We start from the raw sequence: 16,868 nt of genomic DNA, 5'->3' as shown, positions 1-16,868 counted from the left end.
GGCGTCCTAGTCGAACGTGGCGGCGAACAGGTGCATGCCGGGCAGGTTCGGCAGGCTGACATAGGCGACCGTCTTGCCCGCGGTGACGGGCACGGACGTCGCGTAGACGCTCACCTTGTGGGGTCCCGTGCCGGTCGGCGGCTGATTCCAGTCGGCGGCGGTGGCGACGAGGGTGTTGCCCGGCGTGGCCGAGTTGGCCCACCAGTCGGCCAGGCTGACCGTCGATGTGGAGGTGCTGCCGTCGGTGTAGGTGAGGGTGATGTCACCGCTCTGGTTGCCCGGTCCTCCCGCGCCGAGCAGTTCGAGCTTGCTGCCGCTGCCGGGCAGGGTGATCACCTGTCCCTGCGTGGCGATGTTGTCGGGCTGCCCGGCCGGCACGTCCGGCCAGGTGAAGCTGGTCGACCCCGCGGTGACCGGCCGGCCGGGGCTGATGCCCACCGCGGCGAGCTGCTGCGCGGAGAAGCTGTATCCGGAGCCGTCGAAGTCCGCCGACGTCGGGTCGGAGTCGTCGCTGACGCCGGTGTTGTCGAAGGCGGCGGCGAAGCCGGCGTAGGGGGTGGTGATGGTCCTGACGGCCTGGGTGACCTTGCCGTGGCCGACCTTCTCCTCGTCGAAGGCGGCGTCGAGGGTGAGCCGGCCGGTCCCGGGGACGGCGGCGGACGGAGGTGTCGCGGTGAAGGTGAGTGCGGTGGTGCTGTGCGGGGCGGCCTGCCGCAGCCGGACCACGCGAGGGCTGACGGTCCACCCGGCGGGGACTCCCGGGGTGACGGTGACATCGTGTACGGCCACGTCGGCGTCGTTGACGAACGTGCCGGTCAGCGTGAACTGCCCGGAGGGCGCGATCGGCGGGGCCTTCAGGGTGACGCCCTGCGAACCGTAGGAGCGCACCACCCGCACCGAACCCGCGGCGGGCAGGTGCTGCGCGGAGTCGCCGACCATCAGGCCGTAACTCCCGTCGGCGACCTGCCAGTTCTGCGTGGTCTCGTTCCAGGTCCTGAAGTCGGAGGCGGGTACGTCGAAGGTGACGCGGCGGGTCTGCCCCGGCGCGAGGCTCACCTTCTGGAACGCCTTGAGCTGCGCGGGCGGTTCGCCGCTCGCGACGGGGTCGTGCACGTAGAGCTGTACGACGTCGGAGCCGGTCCTGTGCCCGGTGTTGGTGATGTCCACGCTGGCCCGTACGGTGCCGAGCGAGGTGGTGGTGGGCGCGGAGACCTTGAGGGCGCCGAAGCGGAACGAGGTGTAGGACAGGCCGTATCCGAAGGGGAACAGCGGGTCGATGTCCTTCGCGTCGTACCAGCGGTAGCCCACGTTCAGGCCTTCGGAGTACTGGACCTTGCCGTTCTCACCCGGCCACTGGGCGGTGGTCGAGGCCGGCACGTCCCGCAGGCTCTTGGGGAAGGTCACGGGGAGCTTGCCCGAGGGGTTCACATCGCCGAACAGCAGGGCCGCGATCGCCTTGCCGTCCTCCTGGCCCGGGTACCAGGCCTCGAACACGCCCTTCACCGAGTCCAGCCACGGCATCGTCACCGCGGAGCCGGTGTTCAGCACCACGACGGTGTTCGGGTTGGCCGCCGCGACGGCCTGGATGAGCGTGTTCTTGTCGGCCGGCAGGTCGATGTCGGGCAGGTCGCTGCCCTCGGCCTCGAAGTCGCCGGCGAAGACCACTGCCACATCGGAGGACTTGGCGAGGTCGACGGCCTGCTCGATCGAGGTGCTGGGGCCGCCCGGCGGCTGCCAGCCCAGGTCGAGCAGCGAGCCGCCGCCGTCCTGGTAGTAGTCGACCTCGATGCTCACCGGCTTCCCCGCGGTCAGCTCGACCGTGCCGGTCTCGGTGTTGCCGCCCTGGTCGCGCCAGTTGTCGATGATCTGCTTGCCGTCGACGAGCAGCCGGCTGCCGTCGTCACTGGTCACCGAGAAGGTGTAGGTGCCGGTGGCCGGCGGGTCGACCGTGCCGGTGTACTTCGCGGACCACTGGCTCGTGGGGACCGAGGGCGCGGGTGAGCCGCCGTTCCAGTTGAAGTCGACCTGCTCGGTGTTCGCGGTGGCGATCGGGTCGCCCGACAGCGTCATGCCCTTGTAGTAGGTGCCCGTCAGGCCCGCGCCGGTCCCGGAAGCGGGGGTGAGCGCCGAGGCCGGCACCGTCGGGAGCCCGCCGTAGGGGCTGTCACCCGCGGCGTACCGCACGGTGGTGTTCTTGCCGGCGCGCGCGGCGATCCCCTGGTAGGGGGTGACGACCGAGTCGGCGGCGACGGCTGCGGAGCCGCCGCCCGCGGTGAGCGCGTCGGTGCCCGCGTCGCGGCCGATCACCGCGATCGACGACTTGGCGTTCGGCGACAGCGGCAGCAGGTTGCCGGCGTTCTTGAGCAGCACGCTGCCGTCCTCGGCGACCTTCCTCGCGACGGCCACGTGCGCGGGCGTGGTGACCACCGAACTCGGGTCGCCCGTGGGAGGCTTGGTGAACAGGTGGAATCGGAACATCTCGGTGAGGATCGGCCGCACCAGGTCGTCGACGGTCGCGAGCGTGACCTGCCCGTCCGCGACGGCCTGCTTCAACGGCGCACCGTAGTAGTGCCCGTCGGGCATCTCCATGTTCATCCGGGCGTCGGCGGAGGCGACCGTGGAGTGGGTGGCGCCCCAGTCGGAGGTGACGAAGCCCTGGTAGCCCCACTGGTCGCGCAGGACCTGCTTCATGATGTACGGGTCCTGGCAGGCGGGTTGGCCGTTGATGAAGCTGTAGGAGCACATCAGCGATGCGGGCCTGGCCTGCTTGACGACCGTCTCGAACTGCGAGAGGTAGATCTCCTGCTCCACGCGCTGGTCGATGATCGCGTCGTCGTCGGAGTTGTTGCGGTTGGCCTCCTGGTTGTAGACGGCCCAGTGCTTGAGCTGGGCCATCTCACCGGTGTCCTGGATGCCCGAGACATCGGCGGCCCCGATCTGGCCCGCGAGGTACGGGTCCTCGCCGTAGGACTCGAACGCGCGGCCCCAGCGCGGGTCGCGGACGATGTTCACCGTCGGCCCGAGGTCGACGTCGTCGCCCTTGCCCCACTGTTCGGAGCCGACGACCTGGCCGTACTGCCGCGCCAGGCCGGAGTCCCAGGTCGCCGCGTCGGCCACCGGCGCGGGCAGCTGGGTGACGCCGGTCATCCCGTGCCCGACACCCGCGGGTGAGTCGTCGAGCGTCAGCTTCGGTATGCACAGCCGCGGGACGGCCGGGACCGTGCCCGCGTAGTCGCTGCTGTTGTCACCGTGCAGTTCGTTGAGTTTCTCGTCCAGGGTCATCCGGCTCAGCAGCTGGTCGACCCGGTGCTCCACCGGTGCTGACGAGGTGACCCAGGGGCAGGCGGACGCCTCAGCGGGCGGCGGAGCCGCATGGGACGCACCAGCCAGCGAAAGGAAGAGAACCGACGCGACTGCGACGGTCAGCGCAGAATTCCGCCGGCGGCGGAATGGTCTTGGAAAGGTGCTCGTCACTCGCACTCCTCAGACAGGGCTTGACTCTTGGACATCGTTGTCTTTCCGGCGGATCGCATGGTGGATACCGACGGCCGCACGGCAGGCGGTCGAAAGATGAGAGGTATCGGCCGCCTACCGCAGGAAAGCCGTAGACTCTCCGGCGTGGACGGCATCGACTCGGCATCGCTCTCGGCACGTCGCAAGCGCACCCGCGACCAGGTCCTGGCGATACTCGCGCAGCACGGCAGCGGCCTGACCCGGGCCGACCTGAGCCGGGTGACGGGGTTGTCGGCGAGCGCGATCAGCGACTGCGTGTCGTCGCTGCGGTCGAGCGGGCTGGTCTCCGAGTCCCCTTCCAGGGCCGGCAGCGCCACCGGGAGGGGGCGCCGGGCGACGGTCGTCAGCCTGGTGGACGACGAAGGGCTCGTCGTCGGCATCGACTTCGGGCACGCGCATGTGACCGCCGCCGTGGCCACCACCGGCGGCGAGGTGCTCGAACAGCGCACCGACGTCCTCGACGTCGACCACCGCCCGGGCCCGGTGATGGATGTCGCGGCCGGGCTGGCCAGGAACTGCGTCGAACGCAGCGGGCACACCATGGACGAGGTGCTGGGCATCGCCGCCGGCATTCCCGGCCCGCTGGACATCCGCACCCAGGTCGTCCGACCGCCGACGATCCTCTCCGACTGGGTGGGGCTCGCCCCCGCCGCCGAACTCGCCCGCAGGCTCGGGCATCCGGTGTCGATCGGGAACGACGCCGACATGGGCGCGCGCGGCGAGCAGGCCTACGGGGCCGCTCACGGTCTCGACGACTTCCTCTACATCAAGGCCTCCCACGGGATAGGCGCCGGCATCGTCATCGGGGGCCGCCCCTACCGGGGGGCGACCGGTATCGCCGGGGAGATCGGTCACACCCAGATCCCCGACGCGGTGAACTGGTGCCGATGCGGCAGCCGCGGCTGCCTGGAGACGGTCGTGTCCATCACGACGGTGCGCCGGCAGCTCGCGCACGTGCTCGCCACGCACCAGACGACGCTGGACGAGAGTGCGATCCCCCCGCTCAGCGAGCTCAGCGACAACCCGGCCGCCGCCCGGGTGCTCACCGAGGCCGGACGGACGGTCGGCCGCGTACTCGCCGACCTCGTCAACTGCCTCAACCCCGCCGCCCTGGTGCTGGGCGGCGAACTCGGCTCCGCGGGCGAGCCGTTCGCCGCAGGCATCCGCGAGTCCGTCGCCCGCTACGCCCAGCCGGCCAGCGCCCAGGCAGCCGAGGTGATCACCGGGCAGCTCGGGGCGGAGGCCGAGGTACGGGGCGCCGTCGCGGCAGCGGTCGCCGCCGCCCGGCTGCGGCTCACCGACGTTTCCTGACACGGGGCGCCTCGTTCCTCTCGGCCTGGGAGCTGCGGATCCGGACCTGTGACCCGGGTTTCCACCCCGGCGTCAGCCGCGCGGGCTGTGGAAATCCAGCCCGTCCAGGTTGATCGAGCCGTTGTCGCCTTCCTCGTAGGAGACGGTCACCACCGGGTCGCGGCCGCTGACGGGGACGTCGTCGACCGTCACGCTCCCCCAGCTGTCCCAGCTGTCGGACACCTTGGGGAAGGTCACCTGCCGGACCTTCCTGCCGTCGACCGACAGCGTCATCGTGCGGGTGTCGCTGTTGGCGTTGGCGTAGTGGAGGGTGACGCTCTCCCGCCCGGCGGCGGACGTCGTGCGGTGCACGGTGTAGGACGAGGAGGCACCCTGCGACCACAGGCCGTCGATGAACGCCCGGCCGCTGTAGCCGGTGTGGTTCACGTTCGTCTTGGCGCCACCGGTGTTGAGCGCGTCCTCGGCCTCGATGTGTCCGGGGTCGGGGCAGCCGTGCAGCGCGGGCGTACCGGCGGTGTCGGCGCACCGGTCGGCCGAGTCGCGCACCCGGTCGCCGTCCCGGTCCCCGTCGACGGCGCCCGTCAGTGTCACCTCGACGGTGTGCCTGCCGGTCAGGGATGCCGGGATGGTGTCACCGTGCACGCGCCTGCCGTCGACGGTGAGCGAGCGCACCTTCGTACCCGCGCCGTGCAGCGCGATCGTCAAGGTGGCGTCGCGGTAGTGCAGTCCGCGCAGGGTGACGTCTCCCCACCCTGCCGGCAGCGTCGGCGCGATCGTCAGGCCGTGCTCGCCGAAGCGGAGCCCGAGCAGCCCGGAGTCGATCATGTCGAGGAAGGCGGTGGCCGACCAGGTCTGGTCGGGCTGCGAACCCCAGTGGAACTTCACCTCGTCGCCCAGGCGCTGCCAGCCGCCGTCGACCACGCCGGTCAGGCCGTTGTAGATCTCCCAGAACCCGCTGTTGTCGTCGGCCAGTGCGGCCAGCCGCGCGGTCTCGGCGGCGAAGCCCTGCTGCGACCCCTGCTGTGCCAGGGCCTTGGCCCACAGGCCCTGCACCACGGGCCAGACGATGGCGTTGTGCCGGCCGGGCTGGTCGTCGGAGTAGCGGGCCCAGTTGGGGTACGTGTCGGGCATGCCCCAGGTCATCTCGGTGGCGTGCGCCAGGATCGACCTGGTCTGGGCCTTGTCGGCGATCCCGAAGATCAGCGCGAACGCGAGACCTGTGCCCTCCTGGTACGGGCCGGTGGTCCCGTCCGCGAGCAGCATGTAGTTGTACAGACCCGTCTTCGGGTTCCAGAAGCGCTTGTTGATGGCCGACTTGAGCGCCGCCGCCTTCGCCCGGTAGCCGGCGACCTCCTTGGCCGGGCGGCCGATCCTGGCCGCCATGTCGGCGGCGTGGACGTAGGCGGCGTAGTAGACCTCGTTCGTGCTCAGGAACATGCCGGTGGAGACGCCGGGCCACGGCATGGAACCGGTGCTGACCGACTCGGTGGCGTCGGCGGGCGGCGCGGGATAGCCGGCGATGCCGTCGTTGAAGAAGGAAGCGCCGGTGAAGAGGCCGTAGGTGGAGTTGTAGCCGGCCGTGGTGGCGTGCTCGCGGATCGCCAGGGTGTCGGAAGCGGTCCTGTAGGCGTCGTCCAGGAAGCTCTTGTCACCGGTGACCAGGTAGTGGTTCCACGCGGCGGTGACCCATACGACCTGGTCCCACTGCTGATCGTCCTGCTGGATCCGCAGATTGCCCGCCGCGTCCTTGTCGACGGCCGACCAGAGCGTGTTGCGGGCCAGCGCCGGGTCCAGCAGGCTCGTGGCGTTCCAGCTGTTCACCGAGGCGTCCCGGGTCCAGGGCTGCGGGTAGCCGCCGCCGGCGCGCACGATGCCGACGCCGGGGTCCATCAGGCCGCTCTTGTCGTAGACGGCGGGATCCCAGGTGATCGTGTTCGTCTGCAGCAGGTTGCGCAGTGCGGCCTGGTAGGCGGTGCCGTAGCGGGCCTGGCTGTCGGGGTTGGCGAACTCCAGCGTGGGAAGCGACGGCGCCGAGGCGTCCGCCCCCGCCCCGGTCGTCCCGGCGGCACCGGCGGCACCGGCGGCACCCGCGGCACCCGCGGCACCGGCGGCACCCGCTCCGTACAACGCGGCGCCGAGCGCCACGGCCATGGCGGTCACCATGCAGGTGAGACGCCTGCGCCTTCGGGTTGTCGATCTGAGCCTCATGTCACGCACCTTCCCCGACGCCGCACGCGGCGCGGACTGAAACGGAGGGTTCGCTGTCCGATCCCGGAGCAAGCCCCGATCCATCGGAGTTCGACCGTAGTAAGGAAAAAGTCAGCCCGTCAACAGACGTGCAGGAAACCGAAGATGGCCGTACGGCTCGCCTGGCAGCCACCCGGAAGGGGCGAAACACCCGTCAACCGGCGCACAGGCGCCGGGCATTTGACCGCTTCTGCGGCACATGTGACCCGCCCGCTTCGGATGACAACGTTGGCGTGAACACGCGTCACTCCACGGGGTCCCGGGCTCGCCGGTGTGAGGTTATTTTCCTTTGTACGGCGGATAACCGACCCGCTTCAGCCTCTTGACGTCACGGTCGGTGCCCATGCCGGCAAGGGCGGCGGCCACCGCGGCCGGCGCCGGCCCCGCCGGTCCCGCCGGTCCCGCCGGTCCCGCGAGGCGCACGGTCCACGGCTTGGGGCCGCCTATTCGGGCCAGGGGTTCTGCTGGATGACCTCGACGAAGTCGGTACGCCGGAATCCCGGGCTGAAGTGCTCGAGTACATCGGCGTTCACGGTTCCGAAGGTCGTATCGGGACGGTCCTTGAATCCGTCGGTGAACGCGGCGAGGATCTGCCGCTTGAAATCGGGGCGGGGATGCGACTCGGTGACGGCGATGATCGACGCGGATTCCAGGTCGTGGTAGCCGATTCCGAGGACATCCGTCTCGACCCCGGCCGTCACGAGCGCGACCTCGGGTTCCATGAATTCGGGAACCCCGGGCGTGGTGTGCAGGGCGATCGAGGTCCACACCCTGCGCTGGTCGTCCGCCGAGAAGCCGTGAGCGCCGAGGAAGCGGCGCGCCTCGTCCGCCCCGTCGATCTCGAAGCGCTGGTCAGCGGTGCGATAGGCGTCGGTCAGGCCGAGGTCGTGGAACATGGCACCGACGTACAGCACCTCGGGATTCGGCGACAGGCCCCGAAAGCGCCCCTGGAGCATGCCGAAAAGGAAGACGCGGCGCGAGTGGTGGAAGAGCAGCGGCGGCGAGACGTCCCTGACCAATTCGGTCGCTTCCACGGCCATACGGCTGTCCGGGATCTCGACACCCGCGACGACTTCGGCCATCCTTGCGCTCCCGTGGCGACGAGGCGTGACAGGTACGCCTGTGAGTGACGTGATCGGCTGTCCGATTATGCGGCCGTTTCCGGATTTCCCCCGGCCCACACGCCGTGCCGTCACCGATTCGCACCGCGGGGCTGCCGCACGGTCGACCGTGCGGCAGCCCCGTGCGAAGGGCGCCGGCCGGAAGAGTTCCGGATCGGGCTTGCGGCGCCCCTCCTCGCAGGAGGGCACGCGCGCATCGCAGAACCCGGCCACCGGCAGTTCCGTCCGGGCTTGGCAGCCCGAGGCCTCAGGGGCGGCTCAGACGCGGGCGCGGCGCACGTCGATGTTGCCCCAGCGGGTCCTGGCGCGGACCTCGACGGTCTCCTCGGCCTGCTCGGGGGGTTCGGCGTCGGCGAGGGTGTTGCGCACCTGCCCGCGTTCTGAGCTGACGTCGAGCCAGGCGGCAGTGCCCTCGGGGACACCGACCTCGATGGCGCCGAAGGAGGTCTCCAACCGGACCGTCCCGCTGACGACTTCGGCGACACGCAGGGCGCCGTGGGCGGTGGTGGCGACGACAGAGGACTCGGCGCGGGCGATGTCGATGTCACCGTTGGCGCCGTTCACCCGCAGGTCGCCGGCCACCACGCCGACGCTGGTTCCGCCGTTGGAGTTCTTCAGGACGGCGGGCCCGCCGACGGAGCCGACGCGCAGGCTGCCGGAGCTTGTGGTGATCTCGGCCTTGCCCTCGACCCGGTCGACGGTGATCGAGCCGTGGGAGGCGGTCAGCCGGAGCGGCCCGGTCGTGTCGAGCCGGACGTCACCCGACGAGGTCTTCACCCGGACCTCGCCGAGCCGGCCCTCGCCGAGCAGCTGGACCCAGGAGCCGGTCATGTCGATGTGCGAGCCCGTGGGCAGGCCGACCGTCACGTCCACGGCGCCGGTGGGTCCCACGAGGTGGCGCTGCTTCGTCCTGACGGTCAGGACGCCGCCGGTGTAGGCGACCTCGGTCTGCTCAGCGGCCCGTACGTCCCTGTCCCGCTTCGGGTCCAGGGGCCGCACCTCGACGACCGTGTCGAGGCGGTCGCCCGCGGTGAACCGGATGGAGCCGGCCCCCACCTGGGCGGTGGCGGAGATCGGTTCGGGAGTGTCGAAAGAAGGCATGGCTGTACCGTCCTCGTGGGTCTCGGGTCGCCCCTCGCGGGGACGTGGGTGTGGGCGGGAGCAGGGTGGGCGCTGGCCGGGGCGGACCCGCCTCAGCGCACCCATCCGATGAAGCTCTGTCCGAGGTTTCGGCTCTTCTCCGTCGTACGCGGTGTGCCGCCGCCGTCGACCGCGGCCGACACGGCACGGACCAGCCAGGCGTTGACCGACAGGCCGTCGCGGGTCGCGGCCTGCTCGGCGCGCGCCTTGAGGTGGGCCGGCAGCCGCAGGTTGACGCGGGCGGTGCCGCCCTCGTCGCTCTCCGCCGGGGCCTGCGCCTTGAGCGGTTCGGTGGGTGCGGCAGGCTCCGCGGAGCCGCCGGAAGGCGGCGGTGTGACCACGAAGTCGGGGTCGAGCCCGCGCAGCCGCACGTCGACCGAGCCGGGGGCGAGCTCGCGGGTGATCTCGTCCATCGCGGCGGAGAGCACGTTGAGCATGGTCAGGCGGGTCGCCGACTCCAGTGGAGCGGTGAGCCGCTCGGCCAGCTCACGGGCTTCTTCGCCGCCGGCTTCGGCGGCCACCGCGAGTTCGCGGCGAAGGTTGTCGACATACGGCGTGAGGTCCATGGCGCAATAGTGGCACCACATTGGCGCCATGCGCAAGCCTCTATGGCATCACGATGGAGGTCCCCCGACCTACCCCCTTCTGACCTGCGGCAATACACATCGGCAGTTCGGCGCCATCGTGGCACCAGTCCCGCACACACGCCTGCATGGCCCCCTGTGAGCCCACCCTGACACGAGATGGCGCCACGTCGCCCCCGGCGGTGTCACCATGGCACCACCGCCACGACCGGGCCGGCCACCCGTGCGGGACACCGCGGCAAATGCGACCCGGCCACCACGCCTCGGCGCGTGCCGAGGGCTCGCGGGGTGATCGGGATATCGTCCCTATGGTGCGCTGACCGGGCGACGAGGACCGCGCGGAGAGGACTGTCATGGCCGATCGCCGGCAGGAGAGTGCGTCCGACGACAACTCGACGCCGAGGCCGGAGATCCGGCGTGCCCACCCGAGCACACGGGAGATGGCCGGGCCCGCCATGGTGGTCGGCGCCCTCGGCGTGGTCTTCGGCGACCTGGGGACCAGCCCGCTCTACACCTTGCAGACCGTCTTCAACCCCGACGACCCGCACCCCGTCCCGGTCTCGGCGCGCAACGTGTACGGAGTCGTATCGCTCGTGTTCTGGTCAGTCACGATCATCGTGACGGTCACCTACGTGCTTCTGGCGATGCGCGCCGACAACGACGGCGAGGGCGGCATCATGGCCCTCATCACCCTGCTGCGCCAAGGGAAGGCCAAACGCGGCCAGCGGGCGGCCGCCGCGCTCGCCGCGCTGGGGATCTTCGGCGCGTCGCTGTTCTTCGGCGACAGCATGATCACGCCGGCGATCTCGGTGCTCTCCGCGATCGAGGGGCTCAAGGTCGTCCAACCGTCGCTGAACGACGCCGTCGTGCCCATCACGGCGGCGATCATCGTGGTGCTCTTCCTGGTGCAGCGCAGGGGAACCGCTGCGGTGGGCCGGGTGTTCGGGCCGGTGATGGTCCTGTGGTTCACGGTGATCGGCGCGTGCGGGATCTCCGGCATCGCCGACCACCCGAGCATCCTCAGGGCGGTCTCCCCCAGCTACGCCCTGGGCTTCCTTTTCGGCCACTTCGGGACGGCCTTCTTCTCGCTGGCCGCGGTCGTCCTCGCGGTCACCGGCGCCGAGGCGCTGTACGCCGACATGGGTCACTTCGGCCGCCGGTCGATCACCCGCGCATGGGTGCTGCTGGTCTTCCCGGCCTGCATCCTGAGCTACTTCGGCCAGGGCGCCCTGGTGCTGGCCGACCCGGGCAACGTCAGCAGCCCGTTCTTCCTGCTCGTGCCGAGCTGGGGCCGGCTGCCGATGGTGATCCTGGCCACCGCGGCCACGGTGATCGCCTCCCAGGCGGTGATCACCGGCGCCTACTCGGTCGCCTCGCAGGCCGCCCAGCTGGGCTACCTGCCGAGGCTGCGGATCGCGCACACCTCCGAGTCGACCATCGGCCAGATCTACGTCCCTTTCATCAACTGGCTGCTGATGGCCTCGGTCCTCACCCTGATCTTCGCCTTCCGCAGCTCCACGGCGCTGGCCTTCGCCTTCGGCATGGCGGTGACCGGCACCATCACCATCACCACCCTGCTGTTCTTCTACGTCGCCCGGACGAGGTGGGGGACGCCGATCTGGCTGGTGGTCTCAGGAGCGACCCTGCTGCTCTTCGTCGACCTGCTGTTCGTGGGCGCCAACCTGACCAAGCTCGTCCACGGGGCCTGGCTGCCGCTGCTGATCGGCCTCACCGCCTTCACGGTGATGACGACCTGGCAGCGCGGCCGCATGATGGTCACCGCGGAGCGGGCACGGCGTGAGGGCTCGCTGCGCGAGTTCGTGGACGAACTGCGGCGCAGCCGCCCGCCGGTGCTCCATGTCCCCGGCACGGCCGTCTTCCTCAACCGGGACAAGCACACCACGCCGCTGGCGATGCGGGCCAACGTGCAGCACAACCACGTACGGCACGAGCAGGTGGTCATCCTGTCCATCGAGACCAGGCCGGTGCCCCGCGTCCCGGCCGAGGAGCGGGTCCTGATCAACAACCTCGGCTACACCGACGACGGGATCATCCACGTCACGGCCAGGTACGGCTACATGGAGACGCCGGACGTGCCGGGCGCGCTGGCGCTGCTCGACCCGGCGAGGACCGAGGGGCCGCTCGAGATCGACAAGGCCTCCTACTTCCTGACGAAGATCGAGCTGCGCCGGGGGAAGGCGACCTCGCTGCGGCCCTGGCGCAAGCGGCTGTTCATCGCCACCTCGTACATCACGGCCGACGCCGCCGAGCACTTCGGCCTGCCGCGTGACCGCACGGTCGTCATGGGCTCGGACATCGAGGTCTGACCGGCCTGCCCGCCGGGCCTGCCGCGAAGTACCGCCTCGCGTCCCGACACCGCGCCGGCACAGGTTCGTTCACGGCGTGAAAGAAGCGGTCGGAATCCTTGACACCGGGTCGCGCGTGGGCGAGTCTCGTCTGCGTCGGAGAGCGCTCTCCCATAGCTTTGCCCGTCGTGCGGGGTTACGTCCGGGGCCGTTGGGGCCGGCGAACTCCCTCGCCGGGTGCACCCACCCCCCACACAAGCCCGCGCACGGACGGCTCCTGCGGTCCTGCCGGGCCGAGGGTGACCCGGCGGTCGCGCAGACACCGTGTCACCGGAAACGGAGCGCGCACGCATGAACGCACCGCCCCGCCCTGAGAAGTGGTTCCGGCACCGCCGGCGCCGCACCCACGGACGCCGCCGCACCCTGGAAGTCATGCTGGCAGCCGTCGCCCTGGTCCTGTCGACCGGCGTCGCCGCCGTCACCGGGCAGGCCGCCGCCGCGGACCAGCCCTGGATGAACACCGCGCAGGCCCCTCTGGACCGCGCCAACGAACTGCTGGCCGCGATGACCCAGGCGGAGAAGCTGGCCATGATGCACGGCGGCCAGGGATGCGGCTACGCCGGCTGCATCGACGCCAACACCCGGCTCGGCATTCCGGCGCTGCGCCTCCAGGACGGCCCGGTCGGCGCGGGAGACGGCTTCACCAACGTCACCCAGCTGCCGGCGCCGGTCGCGGGCGCGGCGAGCTGGGACACCGCGCTGATGAACCAGTACGGGCAGGTGCTCGGCTCCGAGCAGTGGGGCAAGGGCACCAACGTGGTGCTGGCCCCGACCATCAACATCGTGCGCGACCCGCAGTGGGGACGGGCGTTCGAGTCCTTCGGCGAGGACCCCTATCTCGCAGGGCAGATGGGCGCCGCAGACATCCAGGGCATCCAGAGCCAGGGGCCGATGGCCCAGGTGAAGCACTACGCGGTCTACAACCAGGAGACCAACCGCAACAACATCACCGACAACGCGATCGTCTCCGACCGCACCGAGCGCGAGATCTACCTGCCGGCCTTCGAGACGTCGGTGAAGCAGGGCGGCGCCGACTCGGCCATGTGCTCCTACTCCGCCATCAACGGCGCCTTCGCCTGCGAGAACGGGCAGCTGCAGAACAGCGTGCTCAAGGGCGACATGGGCTTCACCGGGTTCATCACCTCGGACTGGGGCGCCACCCACTCCACCGTCGCGTCGGCGAACAACGGCCTGGACATGGAGATGCCCGGCAGCGACTACTTCGGCTCGGCACTGACCACCGCGGTCAACAACGGCCAGGTGTCCCAGGCGACGATCGACGACCACGTCCGCCGGATCCTGACCTCGATGTTCAAGGCGGGGCTCTTCGACCGCACCCAGACCGGCAGCTCCACTGCGGTCGTGACCAGCGCCGCCCACAACGCCACCGCGAAGCAGGTCGCGCAGGAGGGGTCGGTGCTGCTGAAGAACACCGGCGCGGTCCTTCCGGTCGGCTCGGGCACCGACTCGATCGCCGTCATCGGCGACGACGCCGGCACCCACGCGATGGCCCAGGGCGGCGGCAGCGCGGCGGTCAACGCCTCCTACCTGGTCACGCCCTACCAGGGCATCAAGAGCCGGGCCGGCAGCGGGGTGACCGTCACCTACGCGCAGGGCAGCGCCGCCTCCGACGGGGCTCTGCCGCCGCTGGACAGCGCGTACCTGACGCCGAGTTCCGGCACCGGCGCCGGGCTCACCGCGTCGTACTACAACAACACCGGACTGACCGGCACCCCGGTGCTGACCCGCAACGAGTCCGGCGTCGACAGCGTGTGGGGCGGTGCGTCACCGGCCCCCGGGGTCAACGCGAGCAACTGGTCGGCCAAGTGGACCGGCACCCTGCACCCGCCGGCGACCGGCACCTACCAGCTGTCGCTGACCAGCGACGACGGCTCCCGGGTGTACGTCAACGGTCAGCAGGTCGTGAACAACTGGTTCAACCAGGGCAGCACCACCCGCACCGGCAGCGTGTCGCTGACCGCAGGGCAGCCCGTCAGCATCGAGGTCGACTACTACAACGGCGGCGGCGCCAGCAACGCCACGCTCGGCTGGTCCGTACCCGGCCAGTCCCCCCACGACCAGGCCGTCGCGGCCGCGCGGGCGGCCAAGCTGGCCGTCGTGTTCGTCTCGAACTTCGAGTCCGAGGGCGGCGACCTGAGCGGCATCAACCTCTCGGCGGCGCAGAACACGCTCGTCACCGACGTGGCCGCGGCGAACCCCAACACGGTCGTCGTCGTCAACAGCGGCTCGGCCGTCACCATGCCGTGGGTCAACTCGGTCAAGGGCGTGGTCGAGGCGTGGTATCCGGGCCAGGAGGACGGCAACGCGATCGCCTCGCTGCTGTTCGGCGACACGAACTTCAGCGGCAAGCTCCCGGTGACCTTCCCGACCGCGCTGTCGCAGGGGCCGATCACCTCCACCGCCCAGTGGCCGGGCCAGAACGGGCAGGTGCAGTACTCCGAGGGCCTCAAGGTCGGCTACCGCTGGTATGACAGCCAGAACATCGCGCCGATGTTCCCCTTCGGCTTCGGGCTGTCGTACACCACCTTCGACTACGCGAACCTGACGGTCGGGCAGCCGGACGCCGGCGGCAGCGTTGCGGTCGGCTTCGACGTCACGAACAGCGGCTCGCGGGCCGGCGCCGAGGTGCCGCAGGTCTACGTGGGCCAGCCCGGCGCGACCGGTGAGCCGCCGAAGAACCTGCGCGGCTTCACCCGGATCGCCCTCGACCCGGGGCAGACCCGGCACGTGGCGATCACCCTGGACGTGCGCAGCTTCCAGTACTGGAACAACGGCTGGACCAACGCGGCGGGCACCAACACCGTCTACGTCGGCTCGTCGTCGCGGGACATCCGGCTCACCGGCACCACCACGGTCGCCGGCGGTACGGGCGGCACCGGCGGCACCCAGACGGCGCTGCCGCGTACCGGCTGGACGGTGACCGGGTCGTCGACGAGCGGCGGGGACGTGCCCGCCAACATGCTCGACGGCAACACCGGGACCCGCTGGAGCACCGGGGTCCCGATGGCCAACGGGCAGTCCTTCACGCTCGACATGGGTTCGGCCAAGAGCATCGACCGGGTGGTCATGGACTCGGCGGGCAGTGCGAGCGACTACGCCCGCGGCTACCAGGTCTTCACCTCCACCGACGGCACGAGCTTCGGCAGCGCCGTCGCCACCGGCACCGGCAGCGGCGCCCAGGTGACGGCGAACTTCCCCGCCACGACGGCCCGTTACGTCAAGGTCGTCCAGACGGGCACCTCCACCAGCTGGTGGTCGATCGCCGAGCTGAACGTCTTCACCGACGGCAGCACCGGTGGAACGGGCGGCACCGGTGCCGTCCTGCCCAGGACCGGGTGGACGGCGACGGCGTCGTCCACGGGCGGCGGGGACGTGCCCGCCAACATGCTCGACGGCAACACCGGCACCCGCTGGAGCACCGGGGTCCCGATGGCCAACGGGCAGTCCTTCACCCTCGACCTGGGTTCGGCGAAGACCTTCTCCAAACTGACCATGGACTCGGCGGGCAGTGCGAACGACTACGCGCACGGCTACCAGGTCTTCACCTCCACCGACGGCACGAACTTCGGCAGCGCCGTCGCCACCGGCACCGGCAGCGGCGCCCAGGTGACGGCGAACTTCCCCGCCACGACGGCCCGTTACGTCAAGGTCGTCCAGACCGGGACCTCGACAAGCTGGTGGTCGATCGCCGAGGCGAACCTGTACAGCTGACGCCCTCTGCGGGCATGCGGGCCGGCCGGGCGGTGTCCGGCCGGCCCTGCCGCCCCGCAGGACCGCGGCGTGGTCACTCGAACCGCGTGACGTCTCCCGCCCCGCGGCGGAGGATCTCGCCGGCACCGCCGGAGAAGTCGACGACGGTGGTGGGCTCTGTGCCGCAGTCGCCGGAGTCGACCACCGCGTCCACCACGTGGTCGAGCCGCTCCTTGATCTCCCAGCCCTGCGTCAACGGCTCGGCCTCGTCGGGGAGCAGCAGGGTGCTGGAGACCAGCGGGTCGCCGAGTTCCGCGAGCAGCGCCTGCGTCACGACGTGGTCGGGGATGCGGACGCCGACGGTCTTCTTCTTGGGGTGCAGCAGCTGGCGCGGTACTTCCTTCGTCGCGGGCAGGATGAAGGTGTAGCTGCCGGGGGTCGCCGCCTTGATCGCGCGGAAGACGTCGTTGTCGATCTGCACGAACTGGCCCAGCTGCGCGAAGTTCTGGCAGACCAGGGTGAAGTGGTGCCGGTCGTCGAGGTTCCTGATCGACCGGATGCGGTCGATGCCGTCGCGGTTGCCCAGCTGGCAGCCCAGCGCGTAGCAGGAGTCCGTCGGGTACGCGACCAGCGCGCCCGAGCGGATGCTGTCGGCCACGGCGCTGATGATGCGCGACTGGGGATTTTCGGGATGTACGTCGAAGTATCGTGCCATCGGCCCAGACTAAGGGCTGTCCGACCGGTGCCTGGAGCGCGGAACGGCCGCCCGCGCCGCGAAGGGCGAGGGCGGGGGGGGGGGGGGGGGGGGGGGGGGGGGGGGGGGGGGGCGCGGGGGGGGGGGGGGGGGGGGGGGGGGGGCCCGCGCGGCGCCCGGG

The 16,868-nt window shown here is 70.8% G+C and carries 9 protein-coding genes; 3 read left to right on the top strand and 6 right to left on the bottom strand.

What is annotated here, in order from left to right; all coding sequences use genetic code 11:
* Nucleotides 1-6: 6 nt before the first annotated feature.
* Nucleotides 7-3,315: a glycoside hydrolase family 3 C-terminal domain-containing protein gene (locus ACGFMP_RS24700; protein WP_393675156.1), complete on the bottom strand. Its 3,309-nt coding sequence runs from the start codon at nucleotides 3,313-3,315 to the stop codon at nucleotides 7-9.
* Nucleotides 3,316-3,618: 303 nt separating this feature from the next.
* Here ACGFMP_RS24700 and ACGFMP_RS24695 point away from each other — a divergent pair, with 303 nt between their 5' ends.
* Nucleotides 3,619-4,824 carry an ROK family protein gene (locus tag ACGFMP_RS24695; RefSeq protein WP_393675155.1) on the top strand — a complete coding sequence of 402 codons (1,206 nt, stop codon included), beginning with the start codon at nucleotides 3,619-3,621 and terminating at the stop codon, nucleotides 4,822-4,824.
* 72 nt (nucleotides 4,825-4,896) lie between these two features.
* Here ACGFMP_RS24695 and ACGFMP_RS24690 read toward each other — a convergent pair whose 3' ends face one another.
* The 4 genes from ACGFMP_RS24690 to ACGFMP_RS24675 all read right to left on the bottom strand — a co-directional run bounded on the left by ACGFMP_RS24690 (nucleotide 4,897) and on the right by ACGFMP_RS24675 (nucleotide 9,898).
* Nucleotides 4,897-6,987, bottom strand: a complete 2,091-nt coding sequence (locus tag ACGFMP_RS24690; RefSeq protein ID WP_393675154.1) for a glycosyl hydrolase family 65 protein — start codon at nucleotides 6,985-6,987, stop codon at nucleotides 4,897-4,899.
* A gap of 527 nt (nucleotides 6,988-7,514) precedes the next feature.
* On the bottom strand, nucleotides 7,515-8,153 hold the full coding sequence (locus tag ACGFMP_RS24685) for an HD domain-containing protein (protein ID WP_393675153.1): 639 nt from the start codon (nucleotides 8,151-8,153) through the stop codon (nucleotides 7,515-7,517).
* A gap of 297 nt (nucleotides 8,154-8,450) precedes the next feature.
* Nucleotides 8,451-9,293 (bottom strand): DUF4097 domain-containing protein, encoded by an 843-nt coding sequence (locus ACGFMP_RS24680; RefSeq protein WP_393675152.1) that lies wholly within the window; start codon nucleotides 9,291-9,293, stop codon nucleotides 8,451-8,453.
* Nucleotides 9,294-9,385: 92 nt separating this feature from the next.
* Nucleotides 9,386-9,898, bottom strand: coding sequence for a hypothetical protein (locus tag ACGFMP_RS24675; protein WP_393675151.1), 513 nt, complete (start codon nucleotides 9,896-9,898; stop codon nucleotides 9,386-9,388).
* Between the two features lie 371 nt (nucleotides 9,899-10,269).
* Here ACGFMP_RS24675 and ACGFMP_RS24670 point away from each other — a divergent pair, with 371 nt between their 5' ends.
* The gene (locus ACGFMP_RS24670) at nucleotides 10,270-12,243 is read left to right on the top strand and encodes a potassium transporter Kup (protein WP_393675150.1); all 1,974 of its coding nucleotides are present in this window, start codon (nucleotides 10,270-10,272) and stop codon (nucleotides 12,241-12,243) included.
* Between the two features lie 330 nt (nucleotides 12,244-12,573).
* Nucleotides 12,574-16,014: a glycoside hydrolase family 3 C-terminal domain-containing protein gene (locus ACGFMP_RS24665; RefSeq protein ID WP_393675149.1), complete on the top strand. Its 3,441-nt coding sequence runs from the start codon at nucleotides 12,574-12,576 to the stop codon at nucleotides 16,012-16,014.
* Nucleotides 16,015-16,087: 73 nt separating this feature from the next.
* Here ACGFMP_RS24665 and ACGFMP_RS24660 read toward each other — a convergent pair whose 3' ends face one another.
* Nucleotides 16,088-16,708: an L-threonylcarbamoyladenylate synthase gene (locus ACGFMP_RS24660; protein ID WP_393675148.1), complete on the bottom strand. Its 621-nt coding sequence runs from the start codon at nucleotides 16,706-16,708 to the stop codon at nucleotides 16,088-16,090.
* Between the last annotated feature and the right edge of the window lie 160 nt (nucleotides 16,709-16,868).

The sequence above is a fragment of the Streptomyces sp. NPDC049040 genome (assembly GCF_043197715.1).
Classification (GTDB): Bacteria; Actinomycetota; Actinomycetes; order Streptomycetales; family Streptomycetaceae; genus Actinacidiphila.
This window is presented reverse-complemented; position numbering and strand designations above follow the sequence as displayed.